16 protein-coding genes are annotated in these 19,126 nt (G+C 38.3%); 2 read left to right on the forward strand and 14 right to left on the reverse strand.

Features of this window, described 5'->3' with window-relative positions; all coding sequences use genetic code 11:
- Window positions 1–398 precede the first annotated feature (398 nt).
- Window positions 399–2,282, forward strand: a complete 1,884-nt coding sequence (locus NXS00_RS11145; protein WP_258099274.1) for a PAS domain S-box protein — start codon at window positions 399–401, stop codon at window positions 2,280–2,282.
- Here the strand turns inward: NXS00_RS11145 and NXS00_RS11150 are convergent, their stop codons facing one another.
- Together NXS00_RS11150 and NXS00_RS11155 are read right to left on the reverse strand one after the other, a co-directional pair.
- Window positions 2,283–4,967: an ABC transporter permease gene (locus NXS00_RS11150; protein WP_258099275.1), complete on the reverse strand. Its 2,685-nt coding sequence runs from the start codon at window positions 4,965–4,967 to the stop codon at window positions 2,283–2,285. It abuts the gene before it with no gap.
- Window positions 4,958–5,296, reverse strand: a complete 339-nt coding sequence (locus tag NXS00_RS11155; RefSeq protein WP_258099276.1) for a PadR family transcriptional regulator — start codon at window positions 5,294–5,296, stop codon at window positions 4,958–4,960. Before NXS00_RS11155 ends, NXS00_RS11150 begins: the two co-directional genes overlap by 10 nt.
- A 226-nt stretch (window positions 5,297–5,522) precedes the next feature.
- Between NXS00_RS11155 and NXS00_RS11160 the strand changes: the two genes are divergently transcribed.
- Window positions 5,523–6,104 (forward strand): porin family protein, encoded by a 582-nt coding sequence (locus NXS00_RS11160; protein WP_258099277.1) that lies wholly within the window; start codon window positions 5,523–5,525, stop codon window positions 6,102–6,104.
- Between the two features lie 158 nt (window positions 6,105–6,262).
- On the opposite strand, the gene NXS00_RS11165 is transcribed toward NXS00_RS11160, so the two are convergent.
- The 12 genes from NXS00_RS11165 to sufB form a co-directional block, all read right to left on the reverse strand.
- Window positions 6,263–6,583, reverse strand: a complete 321-nt coding sequence (locus NXS00_RS11165) for an antibiotic biosynthesis monooxygenase family protein (RefSeq protein WP_258099278.1) — start codon at window positions 6,581–6,583, stop codon at window positions 6,263–6,265.
- Between the two features lie 18 nt (window positions 6,584–6,601).
- Window positions 6,602–9,208 (reverse strand): ABC transporter permease, encoded by a 2,607-nt coding sequence (locus NXS00_RS11170; protein WP_258099279.1) that lies wholly within the window; start codon window positions 9,206–9,208, stop codon window positions 6,602–6,604.
- Complete coding sequence (locus tag NXS00_RS11175; RefSeq protein WP_258099280.1) at window positions 9,209–9,526, reverse strand: PadR family transcriptional regulator; 318 nt, start codon at window positions 9,524–9,526, stop codon at window positions 9,209–9,211.
- Between the two features lie 97 nt (window positions 9,527–9,623).
- On the reverse strand, window positions 9,624–10,046 hold the full coding sequence (locus tag NXS00_RS11180; protein ID WP_258099281.1) for a DUF3995 domain-containing protein: 423 nt from the start codon (window positions 10,044–10,046) through the stop codon (window positions 9,624–9,626).
- 48 nt (window positions 10,047–10,094) lie between these two features.
- Window positions 10,095–12,812 (reverse strand): outer membrane beta-barrel protein, encoded by a 2,718-nt coding sequence (locus NXS00_RS11185; RefSeq protein WP_258099282.1) that lies wholly within the window; start codon window positions 12,810–12,812, stop codon window positions 10,095–10,097.
- A gap of 192 nt (window positions 12,813–13,004) precedes the next feature.
- Window positions 13,005–13,421: a BrxA/BrxB family bacilliredoxin gene (locus NXS00_RS11190; protein WP_258099283.1), complete on the reverse strand. Its 417-nt coding sequence runs from the start codon at window positions 13,419–13,421 to the stop codon at window positions 13,005–13,007.
- A gap of 132 nt (window positions 13,422–13,553) precedes the next feature.
- Complete coding sequence (locus tag NXS00_RS11195) at window positions 13,554–13,889, reverse strand: iron-sulfur cluster assembly protein (RefSeq protein ID WP_258099284.1); 336 nt, start codon at window positions 13,887–13,889, stop codon at window positions 13,554–13,556.
- Between the two features lies 1 nt (window position 13,890).
- Window positions 13,891–14,325 carry a SufE family protein gene (locus NXS00_RS11200; RefSeq protein WP_258099285.1) on the reverse strand — a complete coding sequence of 145 codons (435 nt, stop codon included), beginning with the start codon at window positions 14,323–14,325 and terminating at the stop codon, window positions 13,891–13,893.
- Window positions 14,322–15,557 (reverse strand): aminotransferase class V-fold PLP-dependent enzyme, encoded by a 1,236-nt coding sequence (locus tag NXS00_RS11205; protein ID WP_308708967.1) that lies wholly within the window; start codon window positions 15,555–15,557, stop codon window positions 14,322–14,324. Before NXS00_RS11205 ends, NXS00_RS11200 begins: the two co-directional genes overlap by 4 nt.
- Window positions 15,554–16,867, reverse strand: coding sequence for a Fe-S cluster assembly protein SufD (gene sufD, locus NXS00_RS11210; RefSeq protein WP_258099286.1), 1,314 nt, complete (start codon window positions 16,865–16,867; stop codon window positions 15,554–15,556). Before sufD ends, NXS00_RS11205 begins: the two co-directional genes overlap by 4 nt.
- Complete coding sequence (gene sufC, locus NXS00_RS11215) at window positions 16,864–17,619, reverse strand: Fe-S cluster assembly ATPase SufC (RefSeq protein WP_258099287.1); 756 nt, start codon at window positions 17,617–17,619, stop codon at window positions 16,864–16,866. The genes sufD and sufC overlap by 4 nt, the downstream gene beginning before the upstream one ends.
- 18 nt (window positions 17,620–17,637) lie before the next feature.
- Window positions 17,638–19,083 (reverse strand): Fe-S cluster assembly protein SufB, encoded by a 1,446-nt coding sequence (sufB, locus tag NXS00_RS11220; protein ID WP_258099288.1) that lies wholly within the window; start codon window positions 19,081–19,083, stop codon window positions 17,638–17,640.
- Between the last annotated feature and the right edge of the window lie 43 nt (window positions 19,084–19,126).

The following is a 19,126-nucleotide window of genomic DNA, read 5'->3' on the forward strand; positions in this document are numbered from 1 at the left end:
TCTAAATTAACCCAAATTTGGAAACCCTCAAGTATATATTTCATGCGTTGGGATGATCTATAAAAGGAGTGACTTGCAATAATTTATATATCATTTGAAATACTTAACATCACATAATTCCTGTTCATCGTATTTATTCTACCAGTCAACGATTATATGTGGCACAGGTCAATATTCTTGTACATCTTTGACTTGAGTTTTTTCATAGTGGAGTTCGCTTACCTTTCGGGATTAGGTTAGGTTCAAAACATTGAAAGGTAAGCTGAAGCGTCCTCAGGAGTGGGGACGCTTTTTTTTATCCTGTTCACTTACTTATAATTCCAGATGATTTAAATCAGATTGTGAACTTCAGTGAGTTTTAGTATTTTACCTAACTAGCTGAACTTCTTGATTTTAAAATGATTCCAAAGTCTATAGCGACTTTATTTTCCAGACCTGGTTTTATAGGTTTACTAACCACTATATTGCTCGCAACTATTGGGTTTAATACTACCTACCTTAGTTACAAAGTTTCAGAAGAGAGTGATCGAAATGAATTGCTTGGGTTATTGGGCATTATGGAGTCCAATTTGGAGCAATATTTAAGTCACTGTAAGTCCGCTGCTTTGATGATGGCATATACCATCAATGATCAAGGTGAGCCTCAGGATTTTGATTCTGTAGCGATGCAATTACTATCCAATGATAGGTTTGATGTCATCGAGTTACTACCAAATGGTGTTATAGAATATGTTTATCCGCTAAATGGAAATGAATCCGTCTTGGGTTACAATATATTAGAAGATCCTAATCGAAATCTGGAAGCACTGAAAGCCAGAGAACTGAAGCAGATGTATTTCGCTGGTCCCATTCCTCTGAGGCAAGGAGGTAATGCTATAATTGGACGACTACCAGTTTATATAAAAAATGAATTTTGGGGTTTTTCAGCTATTGTTGTCAATACTGAGAAATTTCTGAATTCGTTAGGAATAGATGAATTGAATAAAAACGATCTCTTAGTTCAATTGTCCAAAGTCAACCCAAATACGGAAGAAGAAGAGTTTTTTCTTCCGACTATTGATGGATTTCCTGAATCTAGCTCTAAAAAAGTATCAGTACGGGAAGGTGATTGGAATATTTACCTTGGATTTAAGAATAATACCAAGTCCGTATATGCAGTCGTTCCAATGGCTGTTCTTAGCCTGTTGCTGGCATTAATTGGTGGCTTTTTTGTGATGGAAATTCTTAAGAAGCCATCTGAGCTAGAAGCGCAAATAGAAAAACATCATGTGGATTTACAATTAAGTGAAAGAAAATATCGATCGTTTTTCGAAAATGCGGCTATTGGTGTCGCACACATCAACCCTGAAACAGGAGAGTTTTTAAGTGTTAATGAGAAGCTTTGTAACATACTTGGTTATTCTGCCAATGAAATGAAGCTGTTTACTTTTAATGAACTTACACACCCTGACGATTTGGAGTTGACAAATCGAAGGCAAAAAGATATCATTAGTGGTAGCATTCGAGAATTTAGCATTGAGAAGCGTTATATCGGTAAAAACGGGCAGCAAGTCTATGTGAATGTGACCGTTTCACCACTTTGGAAATCTGGAGAAAAACCCACGACAGTTATTGTGTTGATAGAGGATATTAGTTCCAAGAAAGATATGGAACAAAAAGTCTTGGAAGGATCCATTCAGGCGCAGGAAATCCAAAAGAATCGTATTGCTCTAGAAATCCATGATGGGATTGTTCAAGAGTTAGTGGCTAGTGCTATTCATGCAGAGAGTCTGGAGAAGTTAAAAAATAACCCTTATGAATTGTCCCACCGAATAACTGCTTTGGTTGCCCTGATCAAGAAAATTACCAATGATGCTCGAGATGTTTCACACAATCTGTTATCTGCGGATGTGAGCACTATGAAAATGTCAGAATTATTTTCTCGTCTGGAGCAGCAATTAAAGTCTTTGACGTCAATTGATTTTCGAATGGAAGTGCACATACTCAATGAGGAGGATATTTCTGATGAGATAAAAATCAATATTTTCAGAGTCATTCAGGAGTTATCAACCAACATAATTAAGCATTCCAAAGCCACATTTGCTTCAATTACCTTAGAAGAGATAGCAGATGATTTATTTGTCAACGTAAGAGACAATGGAGTAGGAATGAATAGCCAATCCACCATAGGTATAGGTACCTATACGGTTAGAAATAGAATAAGTAAAATAGGTGGAACACTTCAGTACAACCATCCCGATAGTGGTGGTTTGGAAGTTACCTTCAGTGTTCCACTGGCATGATTATTCGGTTTTTAGAATCACTGCTGGATTAACTAAAGCTGCTTTTATTGTTTGAATTCCTACGCTCAGGACGGTAACTAATATCACGACCATTGCTGGCAGCATTATCATCCAAATAGTGATGGAAGTGCGATAGACAAAACTGTCCAACCAATCCGATACAATTAAGAAAGTACATGGAATAGCAACCACAGTTGCAATGACAATCAAGATTCCAAACCGGTAACCTATGTTAATAGCAATATCTCCAGCTGAGGCACCCAGAACTTTTCTGATTCCTATTTCTTTATTTTTTGTTTCTATGATGAACGCTACCATTCCGATCAGACCAAGACAACCGATTAGGATGGCTATCGAAGTAAATACTTTAATCATTGTACTAAGCCTCATCTCTGATTGATACTGCTCATTAAACCGATCATCTACAAAACGGTAGTTTAAAGTGTTATCCTGATCGAACTCATACCATAAACTTTCAATATCTGCTAACGTTTGAGAGTGATCATCACCAGTCAACTTTAAGCAAATAGTTCTCATATTGTCACCTTTCATCATGATCATTGGAGTAATGGAAGTGTGCATGGATTCAAAATGAAAATCACGCGTAACCCCAAGTATTCTTCCAGCTTTGAAGGTTTGGTCGTCGTAATTGCCATAATTTATTTTTTGACCAATAATATCATTCGGATTGTCATAACCTAAAGCTTTTGATGTGGTTTCATTAATCAGGTAGTAGCCTACACTGTCTTCAATCATATCCATATCAGCAGAGAAATTGCTTCCTGCAACCAGCTCTATTTGAAAGGTCTCAAGGAAATCGTCATCTACCCAAATAAAAGGTAGACGAAAGTTCACGCTTGCCACACTATCTCCTTGATTGAAAGATGCTCCCCAGCTATCCGCCAATCTTCCGGTTGGAATCCTGGAGGCATAAGCTGCTTTTTCCACATTAGGATGGTTTAGCAATTCATTTTTAAAGGTTGTTAGGTTGCCAATGTTTCTACTCAACCCAACAGAAACTAATTGTTCTTTATTATATCCGGGATCAGAGTTCTGAACAAAGTAGAGTTGGCTTTCAATCACTGCCAGAGCGAATATTAGCGCGATGGTAACTGCATATTGAAAAGTGACCAGCCAGTTTCTAAAGTTCCACTTATTACTATTGATGGTTGATTCACCTTTAAGAGCTTGAGTAAGGTTGATTCTTGATAAAAAGATCGACGGATATGACCCTGAGAAAACGGCTACCAATACCAACAGCAATAGCAGTCCAATTAATAAATCCATATTTCCAGCAAATCCAAGACTTAATGATTTACCCATGAAATCATTGAGATGAGGCAAGGCCAATTCGGCAAGAATCAACGCAATTGGAAATGATAAAATGTTGACTAAAAATGCTTCAGTTAAGAATTGCTTCACAAGAGTAGATCGTAAAGCACCAAGCACTTTTCTCACGCCTACTTCTTTCATTCTTCTACTGAAATGTGAAGTAGCCAGGTTCATGTAATTGATACATGCTACGATTAGTAATAAAATAGCTACTGTTCCAAAAATATAGACCTGCTGAATACTGCCATTGGTTTCAATTTCTGACTCCAGATTAGAATGCAGGTGAATACTCTTTAATGGCTGCAGAGCGAAATCATAGTAGTCCTTTGCATCTCCACCTTGAGCAAATTGACCAACATATTTGTCAAAGAAAGCATCCTTTTGATTTTCAATTGCGACAGGATTAGTGCCTTCCTGTAGCATGAGATAAGTAAGCCAGTTGTAATTTCCCGTGACATTGCTCATAGAAGATTCACCGAAAACTTGCTCAATGAACCGAATAGGAGCGAGGTATTCAAAGTGAAAATGCTGATGTTCTGGCATGTCTTTCATGACGCCCGAAACGGTGAACGGTGCATTCAAACCATCCCTTTGCAAAGTTACACGCTCTCCTATGACGCCTTCTGTTTGCCAATCATTACCAAATAAGCGAATGGCTGAAGTCTCTGTAAGAACCAATGATTGTTCTGTATTAAATGCAGTTTCTGGACTTCCTTCAATAAAAGGAAAAGTGAACATGTCAAATACATCAGGATCTGTGAAGATGACTTGCTCAGCTGGGAATTTTCGATCACCGACTAGTAAATCAGGGAAAGCCCAGGGGTAGAATCTGGTTGCTTTGATGACTTCTGGATAATCCTCTTTGAATCGCTCAGCATGGCCTGCTGATGCAAAAGCCCAATGTCTGCTAAGAGCACCCTCAGAAGTAAAGTTTTTGATGGTTAAGCGATAAATGTTATCAGCATTTTCATGATGCCGGTCGTATTTCAGTTCATCTTTGATAAATAGCGCAATTAGTACAAATGCAGCTACTCCTGTAGAAAGTCCGAGTACGTTGATCACCGTACCCATCTTGTACTTCCACAGATTCCTTAGTCCTATTTTGATGTAGTTTTTGAACATTGATATTTCCTTTTGAGTTGAGTCGATTGGTTTGAACGGCCTGATAATACCAGACCGGAATAATTTCACAATTTGCCACCAGTACCATCCAGAGGACGAGCGATTGGGGTTGAGTTCTATGCGATCATAAAACTCCTCCTCCAGGTCACCTTGGATGTCTTCCAGGTATTGAGGTTTGCAAAACCATCTTAATAATTTGGTGGCAAGTTGTGGTGGTTGATTTACAGCCATGAGAATTCAAAAACCGTTTTTGGAATAGCATTCCACATTTGGTTACGAGTTTCTTTGGAGTAAGCCAGCGCTTGCTTACCAAGATCTGTTATTTCAAAGTAGCGCTTTCTTTTACCCCCTCTTTTCGCTGTACTTTCTCCAAAAGTCGAATGTAGGTAGTCCTTATCTTCCATTCTTCGTAAGGCCGTCTGGAGCGCTCCTACACTCACCGTGCGTTGGAGTCTTTCTTCAATATCCCTCTTGATAGAAACACCATAGGCGTCTCCATGCAATATGGCTACAGTTAAGAGTACAATTTCTTCAAATTCACCTAGTTGATAATCCTTCATGAAGTAAAATTCCTAAATGTATATTAAATATAAAATTCCTAAACGTAGTTTTTATCGATGGGTTGCATCTTATGAATAATTGAAAGGGATGATGAGAACTTGTAAAATGGCAATTAGATTTATGCCAGAATTAATTGAGGTATTTCTGTATAACACATTGCCGGTTTATCCGTTTTAAGGATAATGCAATTTGAAATGCAGTGATTTTTTAAAACAACAGCACAATATGAAAAAATTAATTTTTACTCTAGGATTATGTTTGGTTGCTATAGCAGGGTTTTCTCAAGCTAAAGCAGAGTTAGGATTAAAAGGTGGATTGAATTTTGCCAATGTAAATGCAGATGAAGTTACTGGACTAGATTACGAGTCTAGAACTGGCTATCATTTCGGAGTATATTCTCTAATAAAAGTAGCAAGTTTTGGTATTCAGCCGGAAGTACTTTATTCAGTTCAGGGAACTACTGTTAACATTGATGATCTCAATGAGGAATTTAAGAGTGATTTTCATTACTTGAATGTTCCTGTAATGGCAAAGTTATATTTACCATTAGGTCTTAACCTACAAGCAGGGCCTCAGTTTGGCGTGCTTCTTTCTGCAGAATCTGATGGAGACGATGTAAAAGAGGAATTTAAGAACGCTGATATGAGCGCTGCATTAGGCGCAGGTTGGGATGCCCCATTTGGTCTTAGAATCAATGCGAGATATATTATTGGATTGAATGATATCTCTGAAGATGGAGACTCTGAAGTTCAGAATAGAGTTTTCCAGGTATCATTGGGCTATAAACTATTCGGCTTAGGTAAGTAATCCCAAGCTGATGAAAGTAAAAAAGGCTTAACATTCAGTTAGGCCTTTTTTATATTGACATGACGAATAGTAGCATCGCTACCATAATTCCTGTGATTAAAATGATAGGTCGGTGAATTGGTTTCATAGTCTTAAAACCATACAACGACACAATTCCCTTATTCTTTTAGAAAAGAATAATCTCTTTCTACTTTGGCAATTCTGGTTACATACTGTGCATACCAATTTTTAATACCTGATTGCTGAGCGGCAAGATGCTCAGTATTCGCTTTCCAATTCTTAATGGATTCTAGGTCTTTCCAGTAGCTAACAGTTACACCAACTTCATTACGAGCAGATTCTACTCCTAGAAAACCAGGTTGCTCATGTGCCAGTTCTACCATTCTATCTGCTGTTTCTCCATAGCCAGAGTCTACTTCTGTACGGATACTGGAGAATATTACTGCATAATAGGGTGGTGGCGGTGTTTTGGCTAGCATGCTTTTTTTGTGCCAAAACTATTCATTTCTTAAGTACTTGATAGGGTTGGTACTGCTGATTTTAAGGGCGCTTCTACCAATGGTCAATATACTGATAAGAATAACCACAATTGATGGAACAATGGCATCAAGGATGTTGAATGGAATTTGATAGACGAATTGTTCCTTCCATATTTTGCTGAAATAGATGGCTGAAGGAAGTCCGATTAATAAGCCAAAACCGATATAAAGGGCAAACTGCTTGAAAATTAACTGGAGAATTCCATAACGAGTGGATCCAAGTACCTTTCTCATACTGATTTCTTTGGCTCGTTGATCAGCCATGAACAAGATCATGCCTAGTAAACCAAGACAGGTTATTAAGATGCCTAGTCCTGCAAAGACACTGAATTGCGATAGAAACTTTTGATCACTGGTGTATAGGTTATCAAAAGTCTGATCTACAAAGTAGAAAGTGAAAAATTCATCAGGAGCAAAACTCTTCCAAACTTTTTCCATTCCACCTAACGTTTGTGAAATATCTGAACCTGCTACTCTAACAATGATGTTGTCATAGCTAAGTCTTGATCCAGCTTTAGTTTGAAAATACACTACTGGTTCAATCTTCGACTTGAAGGAATTGTAATGGTAGTTTTCTACAACTCCTACCACTTTGTGTGGAACTTGGCCAATAAAGATCTCTTGGTTGATCTCAAAGTTAATTCCTAACAGATCTTTAGCCGCTTCGTTGATTACTACTTCACTATTTTCTTGATAGAGGTTATTGGCTAAATAGGATCTACCTGTTAGAAATCGAATATCCAACAAGTCGAAAAAGTTGTGATCAGCAGATACTTCATGGATGGCAACTGGATGATTTTTTGAGTCTTCATTCCAGTACATCAGATCTGTATTATTCATTTCACTAGGCAGCGACTCACCCGATAAAGTAGCCATTTGCACACCTGGAATGCTTAAAAGCTCATTCTTGATGTCTGTGATTTTTGATTGCAGGGATCGGTCCTCTACTTTGATACTGACCAGTTGATCAGAGTCAAACCCTAACGACTCTGAAACAGCGAATTGTACTTGCTTGTAAATCGTGAATGTTCCACAAATCAAGAAAACTGCTATAGCAAACTGAGTGGCAACTAGTATTCGTTGAAATTTGAGTTTCTGTCTGATGTTGTTTCGAATGGCAGAAGTATTGCCCTTTATCTTGCTTAGGATAAAGGCTGGTTGTAAACTAGCTATTAGGCATGTTGAGAGAATAATAAGTAAATAGATGCCAATTGAAGAGAGCTGATAAATGGTGTCTATTGGTATAGGTTTCGCAATTAATGATTGATAAAAAGGCCATAGCACGAAAGTGAGAACTATTCCCACTCCAAATGCTATAGATACAGCTAGTAGAGATTCTAGAATGAATTGAGAAAATAGTTCTCGTTTTCCGGCTCCAAGGATTTTATTGATAGCGACATATTTGCGCCTTTTATTGACCGTGGAAGCCATCATGTTGAGGTAATTGAAGGCAGCAATAATAATGATCGCTATAGCGATGAAAGATAAGGTGATGACGTAATCGATATTACCCGTAGTTCTGGATCCACTTATTTCATTTGAGTATAAGTGAACTTCTTTCAAAGGCTGAAAATAGAAGGATATTTTACTAATATTATCAGGACCCAGTGCTTCTTCAATGATAAGTGGAATACCTGCTTGAATTCTCGATAGATCACTTTCCTGGATTACTGCGTAGGTATGAAGCCAGTTGAAGCCCCAATGATTATTGAATTGTTTATACAAATCAAAGGCATTTTGAATGGATCCTACGAGTTCAAAAGGTAGGTCAGAATTTGCTGGCAAATCTTCGAATACACCATCTATTTTTAAACCATAGTCTGCATTGCCATCGTACACCTTGATTTGTAGTGTTTGACCAACTGGATTTATGTCTCCAAAGTATTTCTTTGCCGTACTGGCAGAGATAACCACGCTATTTGGACCCTTGAGTACGTTTTCCGGATCACCATATTTAAATGGAATAGTGAAAGTGGTGAATATGCTACTGTCTCCCCAGTAAAAGTTCTCTTCATAATAGTTGTTTTTGCCAATGCTTGAAACCACTGGATCTTGTCCAAACCTTGCAAATTGGATTGAACCGTCAAATTGTTGAAGAAAAGCATTGGCAAGTGGGGAAGGAGTAGACCGAACCATCTCTCCTGATTCCTTGTAATTTTTGATGACTCTGTAAATGTTTTCCTTTTTACTGTGGAATTGGTCATAGCTTTTTTCATAGCTGATATAGCTATAAATAAAAATGAATGCGGTAAAACTTATCGTCAGTCCGATCAGGTTAATCGCTGTAAAGAGCTTATTGTTTAGGAGTGCTTTTACACTCATTCTGAGTTGATTGTTAGCCATAGTTGAGTTAGTTAGTCCTTTGAGTATATTTTGAGTTGATTTGAGTTTTCTTAGTCTAAAAGATCCAAAAAGTACTTTGAGTGCATAAAAATGCATCTGTTTATAAGTGGAATTAGGAGACCTTAGATCACACCATTCATACAAGTCACCAATAATTTCATCTGCATAGATTTCTTTAAGCAGATGATCGAGAAGCCAAATGATGTACTTAGGAGGATTCATCTAGGCCTTTGGCATCAGGTTCCACAACTTATCTCTTAATGTGCGAGCATTTTCAAGAGTTGCTCTACCATCTGAAGTGATTCTATAGAGTCTTTTACTTCTACCACCACGCTCTTTACTCGCTCCACCTACATAAGAGGATACAAAACCTTTTTCTTCCAACCGATAAAGTGCGGTATGGATGGTGCTGACGGTTACTGTTCTGCCGGTCTGTTCTTCAATTTCCTGAAGAATAGAAATGCCATATGCGTCACCATCGAGTATCCCTACCATCAGTAGAATCAGTTCCTCAAACTCGCCAAGATGTGTTCCTTTCATATTTAATTCGTATTTGCCAAACAAATATGATTATTAGATACGTAAATGTCAAACTAATGTTTTATTCCATCTGAGTGAGAGAACTGCTGGATAAGATTTATTGGTTAATTAGTAGGTAGAAGCCTATAATGCCTATGATAAAGCAAAGAGGGGAGAAGAACTTGGAATCCATTTCAGCAAATTCGGTTCCTTTTACACGCTTAAAAGCGCCTACATATTTGAAATCACCGAGTGCCCTTAAGACGAAAATACATGGAATCGCCCATGCGCCAATAGCGTTTATTTGTTTTGGCCAGTTGATTGATAGCAACTGAGAGTTGTTCAAATAGAATAAGCCAAATAATGACAATCCAAGAGCCACAATTACTGTCGCTGCTACTCCTGGAGCAAATATGAAGTTGCCATCTTTATCTGTTGGAATGGCTTGAGAATGTCCCCACTTACCTCCAAAAGCCCAATAGATATGTATAGCAGCCAAGAAAAAGAAAACAGTACTAAGAAGAAGGTTTGGAAAAAGCATGCGATTGATTTTGAAGCAATGTTATGCTTTCACCTAAAGATATCCTAATCAAATATCTTCAAAATCTTCCATGGTTGTTCCTGCATTGAAGTGGCGAATGTTGTAAGTAAATGTCAACATGAAATAACGCTCCAAAACAGTTGATTGTCGGTCTTCTACATAGAGTTCCGTGATGTTTCTTCTAACGTTGTTGTTCTGCTGAAACAAGTCATAGACGTTGATACTTATCTCTGCCAGGTCATTCTTAAGGAATTTTTTACCAGCACTCATATTCATCAGCATATAACTATTGTCATAGCCTGCAGAAAGCCCCGTATTCACCTGATGTCTTAAGTCCATACGATAGACGATTCCATCAAGAAATACCCATCTGTATTTGAAGTCAGTAGTTTGATTATAATAATTATTGTTAAGATTTGGTCTTAGCGTATTTTCAACCACATTATACCCTGAGCGAGTAGAAACATTGAAGTCAAGGTTTTCACTGATGTTACTTGATAGGGATACTCCTAATCTATAATTAGTGTTGTTGGAGAAATTGATCAAATCATTGATCTGTCCTGGTCGCTTCGTAAAGTCTAAGGATCCAAAGAATCGAATATTTGACTTGATTAGCTCAATAGGCTCTCCATAACTCATATAAGTTCTGTATCGATAGTAACCGTCTACGTTAACAGGTCTGTTCAACTGAGAACCCGTCTCTAATGTGATGCCTTCTGTGACTTCTGTTGGTTCTTCTGCAATAAATGTAGAGTTGGTGATTAAGTCACTAGTAATCCATGACTCCAGGGAGGCATAAAAGGATTTACCCGTCTCCATGTTGTTTGACCACATTCTGGCTCTCGACCAGTGATTAAAACTTTGACTAAGATCGGGATTACCTACACGCAATTGAAGTGGGTTGGAGTTATTTACGACATCCTGTAAATCACCTATTGAAGGTTCCTGTGTCCATGTATGGTAATTGAGTTCTATACGTTGATTTTCATTGAATCGATAGTCCACTCTAGCTGATGGTAAAATGCTTTGAAACCATCTGTTTTGATCAAAAGGTTTAGGAAACACCTGGTCATTTTGCATATGAGCAAGCTGGTACTTTGTTTCTAATTGGAATTTTAATTTTTCATAGGAGTATTGGTATCCAACTTCAAATTGTTGTCTTAAGTAGCTATTTTCAAAGGTGTTACTTAAAGCTGTGTCCAATTGGCTGTATTCCTCTATAGAGTTTGCTTCATAAGTTAATTGATCAGAGTCATTCAAGCGATCACCAATTTGGTACTCCAGCTCTAACATGCTTCTTTCTCCAACTGGTTCAGTGTAAGAAGCTTGCCATTCCCACGATACTCCAGTTCTTTCTCTTGTCGTCTGTTGATCTAATATGACTGTGCTGTCTTGCTGATAGTAATTGTTCTCAGCAAGTCTGCTGGACAAGTCTTCGTTCGTGTGAAATCCAGTATGAAGTCTGGTGGTTAAACTGCGACCTTTTTTATCAAATTTATGGCTATAGAATAGGTTGTTGTCATAGTCATAGTCCTGATAACGACCATTTGAGTTGTTGTCCGTTGAGTTGATAGAATCCTGTCCAGAGGTGGTTAATCCTTGGAAGTCATTGATTGTTTTTTCATGTCTAAATGACAAGTTAGGACGCATCAAGAAGGTATTTTTTTCATTTGGCTTATACTCTAGTTTGAAATTGAAACGGTGAGCTTGATTGATTCTGTTATAATAACTGTCTTCTTTGTAAACCTGACCAGAATCAGAAGCAACCGCATAGTCTCTGAAGGTGTTTCTTGATTCCTCGTTATTCTGATGTGAGAAATTGTAGCTTCCGTGTAGTTCAAAGTTCTTACCTAAATCATCGCTAAAGTTAACTCCTACATTGTTGGTCTTGATTAATCCATTTTGGGTTCTTGAATCACCGAGGTTATTGGGATCAGAGGAATAATTTACGGTGTTAATATTGTTGCTTAGACCAGTTACTGTGATTCTTCGGTCATTATTAAAGAAATTAACACTTGCACCAGCTTGATAGGTATCGTTGGTTCCTACTCCAGCAGTTGATTTTCCAAACTGTCCAATTCTACGACTAGGCTTGGTGATTATATTAATAGTTTTTTGAGACTCACCATCATCAAAACCACTTAAGGCAGCTTTGTCACTTTTCTTATCAAAGATTTGGATGTTGGCAACCACTTCAGCAGGCAGGTTTTGCAGTGCTGCTTTTACATCACCACCAAAGAAGGGTTTCCCATCCACTAAAATAACTTGGACATCTTCTCCGTTAGCCTGAAGTTTCCCGTCTACTGTATTTATACCTGGGAGTTTTTCAATGAGTTCCTGACTGGATGCATCTGCGGCAGTTTTATAAGCTTTTGCACTGAATTGAGCAGTATCACCTTTCTGCATGGCAGCAACAGGCTTACCTTCAACCACCACTGCTTCAAGTTCTTGAGTACCTTCACGTAATGTTAGATTGCCTACATTGAGACTTTTATCTACAACTATAGTTTGATAAAGTGTTTCAAACCCTACAAAGTCAACTTTCAATAAATAAGCACCTTTGTTTACCTCTCCAATTCTAAAACCTCCATTAAGATCAGTAACAGTTCCTTTTACAAGTGAACTATCTTTTGGATTGCTAAGAACTACGGTAGCTCCAGGAAATGTCATTCCATCTTCATCTTGTACGATTCCGGAAACGGTATTTGACTGTGAATATCCAGCGATGGTAATAAATAGCGCAGACACGCAAATGATAAAACGCATATCGTTTTATAGTTTGATTAGTGAGACTTTGAGCTTTTTGGGTTTGGGCTGCTTATAGCTTCAATAATACAACTAGATTTTGAAGATAGTTTGAAATTGTAAACGTAATTTATACGTATATAGTTTGAAATAATAAAAAAATCCCTTCAAGAATTAACTCGAAGGGATTTAATGAATGAGATTAAATAAGAATTAACACAATTCTTTATAAACTTCTACCAGGTGATTAGCAATCATTTCTGCTGATCTACCTTCAATATGATGTCTTTCTACAAAGTGAACCAACTCACCATCTTTGAATAACGCTACAGATGGAGAAGAAGGAGGGAAAGGAAGAGTGAATTCTCTTGCCTTAGCAGTTGCTTCCATATCTACACCTGCAAATACAGTTGCTAAATGATCTGGCTTCTTCTCGCTTACGTTGAGAGAATGAATCACACCAGGTCTTGCAGTTCCAGCAGCACATCCACATACCGAGTTGATTACCAATAGGGTAGTTCCTTTATGGTCAGATAGGTGGTCTATTACTTGATCTGCAGTTTTGAATTCTTCGAAGCCTGACTCAGTCAACTGAGTTCTCATTGGGGCTACTAGTTCTTCTGGATACATATCTTATTAAATTACAAATAACAAAGTTTCAATTACTATAAATCCAGTATCTGATCACAGCTAACAAGTTATTTCCTGACTAATTTGGAGGTATACACTAATTAGTTGTTTTAAGATATTGGAACTTTTTTATCACATAAATCCAAGCTCTAGCTTGGCTGCTTCAGACATCATATCTGTAGCATACGGAGGGTCAAATGTAACCTCTACAGTTACGTCATTGACATCCTTCAGTTCCTTGACATTCATCTCAATCTCTCCAGGAATTTCTTCTGCTGAAGGACATGCAGGTGAAGTAAGTGTCATCAAAATGTGTACATTGTTAACTGGGAAAATGTTGATTTCATAAATCAAGCCCAATTCGTACACATCTACCGGAATCTCCGGGTCATATACATTTTTGATAGCTCTTACGATATCCTCTTTAAGAGCTAAGTCATTATTCGTTGTGTTAGTTTCTTCAGCCATTTTATGCGCCAGTCTGCGATTTAGAACCTAAAGCCAATGCATAAAGTTTCATTTGCTTGATCATTGCGGCAAATCCATTGGAACGTTGTGTTCCGATGAATCGATTCATGCCAATTTGCTCTGGAAAGTTGATTTCAGCATTCATGATATTATCAGGAGTTTCTCCATCCAATACACGCACTAGCAAACTCACTAAACCTTTGGTAATGGCCGTGTTGCTATCTGCTTCAAACTTTACATTGCCATCTTCTTCAGATGCCATCAGCCAAACTTTAGATTGACATCCTTTTACTATGCTGTCATCTGTTTTGTTGGCTTCACTCATCTCAGGAAGCTGCTCACCAAGCTCCATGATGTAGTTGATAGTCATTTCCATGTCTCCATCGAGCATTGAAAATTCTTCAACTATTTCTTGTTGCTTATCGGCTATACTCATTTTCTAAATTTCTTTACGATATCTGTAAGCGCTTCCGCGAAACGCTCGATTTCTTCTACGGTGTTGTAAACAGCAAAAGAAGCTCTAACAGTTCCTTCAATGTTGAAATGATCCATCAAAGGTTGTGTACAGTGGTGTCCTGTTCTTACAGCGATACCTTTTGCATCCAACCACATACCCAAATCAAATGGGTGTACACCATCTATAAGGAAAGAAATGACACTTGCTTTGTTTTTAGCTGTACCGATTGGTTGGAAACCATCAATATCAAACAAAAGCTCTTTCCCTTTAGTTAAAAGTGCTTGCTCTTGTTCATGAAGGTATTCAAAACCTATTTCGTTCATGAACTCAATAGCTGCTTTGAATGCTACTACATCCGCAATGTTCGGTGTGCCCGCTTCAAACTTGTAAGGAATGTCGTTGTAAGTCGTTCCGTTGAATGTTACTTCACGGATCATTTCTCCACCTCCCTGATACGGATCCATTTTCTCAAGAACCTGACGCTTACCATACAAAACGCCTACACCAGTTGGGCCATACATCTTATGAGCAGAGAACGCCATCCAGTCGCAATTCAGCTTCTGAACATCCAATTTGTGGTGCGGTGCAGCCTGAGCAGCATCAACTAATACTTTCGCTCCAACTTTATGAGCCAACTCGATCATCTCTGGAACAGGATTAATTGTTCCTAATGAGTTAGAAATATAAACTGCAGAGACAATCTTAGTCTTTTCAGATAGGAGAGAAGCAAATTGATCAATGGAGATTTCTCCATTTTGATCCACTGGAATCACTTTCAACGTAGCTCCAACTTGCTCACAGACCATTTGCCATGGTACGATGTTGCTGTGGTGCTCCATTCCAGTAATCAACACTTCATCACCCTCTTTTAAGAACTTTCGTCCATAAGCTTGAGCAACCAGGTTGATCCCTTCACTCGTACCCTTTGTGAATACGATTTCTTCAACTTCATTAGAGTTGATGAAATGGTGAACGGCTTTTCTAGTAGCTTCAAAACCAGTAGTCGCACGCTCGGCCAACGTATGAATTCCTCGATGAATGTTGGCATTGTCTTTCTGGTAGTAGTTTACCAAAGCATCAATGACAACCTGAGGAGTTTGAGAAGTAGCCGCATTATCAAAATAGATAAGCGGCTTTCCATTAACTTCTTGATTGAGAATCGGAAATTGCTTTCTGATTTCGTTTACTGATATGTCAGTAACTACGCTCATTTCAATTTATTTAGAATGATCTCTTCGATCTCTTCTTTCATTAAGTCATTTTGAAGCTCATTCAAGGCTTCATTAGCAAATGCATTCAAGAGCAAAGCTTTTGCCTGAGGTTTGTTCACACCTCTAGCTTGAAGGTAGAAGATAGCATCTTCATCTAACTGACCAGTAGTACATCCATGTGAACACTGTACATCATCCGCCCAAATCTCTAACTGAGGCTTTGTATTAATCGTAGCATCATCAGAAAGGAGAATGTTGTTGTTTGACTGGAATGCATTTGTTTTTTGTGCGTCCGGTCTCACATAGATTTTGCCGTTGAATACACCTCTTGAGTGATCATCTAAAATTCCTTTGTATAGTTCATTGGAATAGGAGTGAGGCTTCAGGTGATCTACTGACGTGTTATTGTCAACATGTGACTTGCCACTCAACTGGTACAAGCCATTCATGTGACCTTCACAGTTCTCTGCATCAATGTTGATGTATACATTATTTCTAATCACAGCACCTTCAAAAGAGAAGGTGTTGGTGTAGAATCTTGAATCCTTAGCTTGATGAGCATAAATGCCTTCCACCGCATAAGAATTGGTTTCATAATTCTGAAGTTTCGTAAAACGAACTTCAGCATTTGCTTCAACCATCGATTCTACGATAGAAATATTCAATGTATTGTTATCACCATTGAAGAAAGTCTTTTCGTAAACTCTGGTTCTAGAGCCGGTAGAGCCATAAACAAAGACTCTTGGGAATATTACAGCTTGACTTGCCGAAGCATCTAAAAACTGGTAGATGTAAGTGTTTTTGTTATCTGCGTTTTTGGCAGACTTGATGAAAACACCTTGATTGAAGTAAGCCAAATTCAGTGCTGCAAATGGATCAATTTGAGAACCATTCACCTTACCCAAATTATCTTTTAGCTCAGGATGTTCATTAATAGACTGTTCATCCAGAACTCTAATCGTCAAATCTGAAGAACCGCTTACGATTTTAGAGTAATCATCAACGAATATTCCGTTGATGAATACTAAGTGGTTAGCATCTTCCTCGTTGTAAAATTTTGCCTCACAATCACTTTTTGTTAAGGTAGAAGCGTTTTCTACTGTCTCTATATCGAAGTTTTTTTCGATTGTTTTAGTGATAGGTGTGTATTTGTATGCTTCTGATTTTCGCTGAGGCAGACCTAAGCTTTTGAAAGTCTCTGCTCCAGCCTTTTTAATTGCTTTAAGAGAGCTTGCATCCGCATAGTGTTGGTCTAACCAACCATCGAAATCAGCTAGCAGTTGATCTTCTAGTGTTAGTACTTCACTCATAGTGCAGCTACTTCTTCTTTAATCCAATCGTAACCTTTTTCTTCTAGTTCAAGCGCCAATGTCTTATCGCCAGACTTCACAATTCTGCCTTTGTACAGTACGTGTACAAAATCAGGTACGATATAGTCCAATAATCTCTGGTAGTGAGTTACTACGATAGATGCATTATCTGGACCTTTCAATTTATTCACTCCATCCGCTACGATTTTCAAAGCATCAATATCTAATCCTGAGTCAGTTTCATCAAGAATAGAAAGCTTTGGCTCCAACATAGCCATTTGGAAAATCTCGTTTCTTTTCTTCTCACCACCGGAGAAGCCTTCATTCAATGCTCTGCTTAATAAAGCCTGATCGATATCGACCAACTTCATTTTCTCTTTCATCTCCTTAAGGAAAGAAACAGCATCAAAAGCTTTAAGACCTCTTGCTTCACGTGTTTGGTTAACAGCTGTCTTCAAGAAGTTTGTTGTAGAAACACCAGGGATTTCTATAGGGTACTGAAATGCCAGGAAAATACCAGCATGAGCTCTTTCTTCTGGAGCTAGTTCTAAAAGATCATCGTTCAAAAAAGTCACGGACCCTTCAGTTACTTCATATTCTTCTCTACCTGCAAGTACAGAAGCCAAAGTACTCTTACCAGAACCATTTGGTCCCATGATGGCATGTACTTCGCCAGCTTTTACTTCCAGATTGATACCTTTTAATATTTGTTTACCTTCTACAGAGGCGTGAAGATTTTCTATTTTTAACATTTTTCGATCGACTTTTTCTTATCCAACACTACCCTCAAGCGTAAGGGCTAACAACTTCTGAGCTTCCACTGCAAATTCCATAGGAAGTTTGCTCATTACTTCTTTCGCAAAACCATTCACGATCAAAGCAACAGCACTTTCCTCATCGATACCTCTCTGCTGACAGTAGAAGATTTGATCTTCTCCGATTTTCGAAGTAGTCGCTTCATGTTCTACCTGGGCTGAGTTATTTTCTACATCTATATATGGGAATGTGTGAGCACCACATTTATCACCCATTAACAAGGAGTCACATTGTGAGAAGTTACGCGCATTTTCAGCACGCTTCATAATTTGAACCTGTCCACGGTAACTGTTTTGAGATTTACCTGCCGAGATACCTTTGGAAACGATTCTTGACTTGGTGTTTTTACCAATGTGAATCATTTTAGTTCCCGTATCTGCTTGCTGGTAGTTGTTCGTAACAGCCACAGAGTAGAATTCTCCTTGTGAATTGTCTCCTTTAAGGATACAAGAAGGGTATTTCCACGTTACAGCAGATCCAGTTTCTACCTGCGTCCAGCTGATTTTAGAATTGTCGCCAGCGCAGATACCTCTTTTGGTCACGAAGTTGTAAATACCACCTTTACCTTCCTTATCTCCAGGATACCAGTTTTGTACAGTAGAGTATTTTACTTCTGCATCTTTTGCAGCATAGATTTCTACAACAGCAGCATGCAATTGATTCTCATCACGCATTGGAGCAGTACATCCTTCAAGGTATGAAACGTAAGATCCTTCTTCAGCTACAATCAATGTTCTTTCAAACTGACCTGTATTTGCTGCATTGATACGGAAATAAGTAGATAACTCCATTGGACATCTTACTCCAGTAGGGATGTAACAGAATGATCCATCAGAGAAAACTGCGGAGTTTAGTGCTGCAAAGTAGTTGTCCGTAGCAGGTACTACAGAACCAAGATACTTCTTTATGAGCTCTGGGTGTTCCTGAACTGCTTCGCTGAAGCTACAGAAGATGATTCCTAGTTCAGAAAGAGTTTCTTTGAAAGTAGTTGCTACCGATACAGAATCAATCACTGCATCTACAGCAATACCTGTTAATCTCTTTTGTTCTGTAAGAGAGATACCAAGTCTTTCAAAAGTCTTTAATAATTCAGGATCAACCTCATCGAGGCTTTTAGGCTTCTTATCCTGCTTAGGAGCTGAGTAATATTTAACACCCTGATAGTCAATTTCAGGGTATTTAACATTTGGCCATCGAGGCTCTTCCATCTCTGTCCACTTTTTGAAAGCTTTAAGTCGCCATTCGAGGAGCCATTCCGGCTCCTCCTTCTTGGCAGAGATGAATCTTATGATATCCTCGTTGATCCCCAATGGAGCCTCATCGGCTTCAAAGTCTACGGACCAGCCGTGTTCGTATTCTTTTGAGGTGAATTCCTCTAATATTTGGTCGTCTTTGCTCATATAAGATTTCGATTCCTACACTAGTGTTTAACAACTTACTGAG

Origin of the sequence: Marinoscillum pacificum (genome assembly GCF_024714495.1) — a bacterium.
Lineage (GTDB): Bacteria > Bacteroidota > Bacteroidia > Cytophagales > Cyclobacteriaceae > Marinoscillum > Marinoscillum pacificum.

Excerpts from the sequence above, each read along its gene's own strand:
- NXS00_RS11155 (WP_258099276.1), bottom strand. The coding sequence starts at position 5,296 with ATGAAGGATTATCAACTAGGTGAATTTGAAGAAATTGTACTCTTAACT.
- sufD (WP_258099286.1), bottom strand. The coding sequence starts at position 16,867 with ATGAGTGAAGTACTAACACTAGAAGATCAACTGCTAGCTGATTTCGAT.
- NXS00_RS11160 (WP_258099277.1), top strand. The coding sequence starts at position 5,523 with ATGAAAAAATTAATTTTTACTCTAGGATTATGTTTGGTTGCTATAGCA.
- NXS00_RS11185 (WP_258099282.1), bottom strand. The coding sequence starts at position 12,812 with ATGCGTTTTATCATTTGCGTGTCTGCGCTATTTATTACCATCGCTGGA.
- NXS00_RS11180 (WP_258099281.1), bottom strand. The coding sequence starts at position 10,046 with ATGCTTTTTCCAAACCTTCTTCTTAGTACTGTTTTCTTTTTCTTGGCT.
- NXS00_RS11205 (WP_308708967.1), bottom strand. The coding sequence starts at position 15,557 with ATGAGCGTAGTTACTGACATATCAGTAAACGAAATCAGAAAGCAATTT.
- NXS00_RS11190 (WP_258099283.1), bottom strand. The coding sequence starts at position 13,421 with ATGTATCCAGAAGAACTAGTAGCCCCAATGAGAACTCAGTTGACTGAG.
- NXS00_RS11195 (WP_258099284.1), bottom strand. The coding sequence starts at position 13,889 with ATGGCTGAAGAAACTAACACAACGAATAATGACTTAGCTCTTAAAGAG.
- NXS00_RS11175 (WP_258099280.1), bottom strand. The coding sequence starts at position 9,526 with ATGAAAGGAACACATCTTGGCGAGTTTGAGGAACTGATTCTACTGATG.
- sufC (WP_258099287.1), bottom strand. The coding sequence starts at position 17,619 with ATGTTAAAAATAGAAAATCTTCACGCCTCTGTAGAAGGTAAACAAATA.
- sufB (WP_258099288.1), bottom strand. The coding sequence starts at position 19,083 with ATGAGCAAAGACGACCAAATATTAGAGGAATTCACCTCAAAAGAATAC.
- NXS00_RS11145 (WP_258099274.1), top strand. The coding sequence starts at position 399 with ATGATTCCAAAGTCTATAGCGACTTTATTTTCCAGACCTGGTTTTATA.
- NXS00_RS11170 (WP_258099279.1), bottom strand. The coding sequence starts at position 9,208 with ATGAATCCTCCTAAGTACATCATTTGGCTTCTCGATCATCTGCTTAAA.
- NXS00_RS11150 (WP_258099275.1), bottom strand. The coding sequence starts at position 4,967 with ATGGCTGTAAATCAACCACCACAACTTGCCACCAAATTATTAAGATGG.
- NXS00_RS11200 (WP_258099285.1), bottom strand. The coding sequence starts at position 14,325 with ATGAGTATAGCCGATAAGCAACAAGAAATAGTTGAAGAATTTTCAATG.
- NXS00_RS11165 (WP_258099278.1), bottom strand. The coding sequence starts at position 6,583 with ATGCTAGCCAAAACACCGCCACCACCCTATTATGCAGTAATATTCTCC.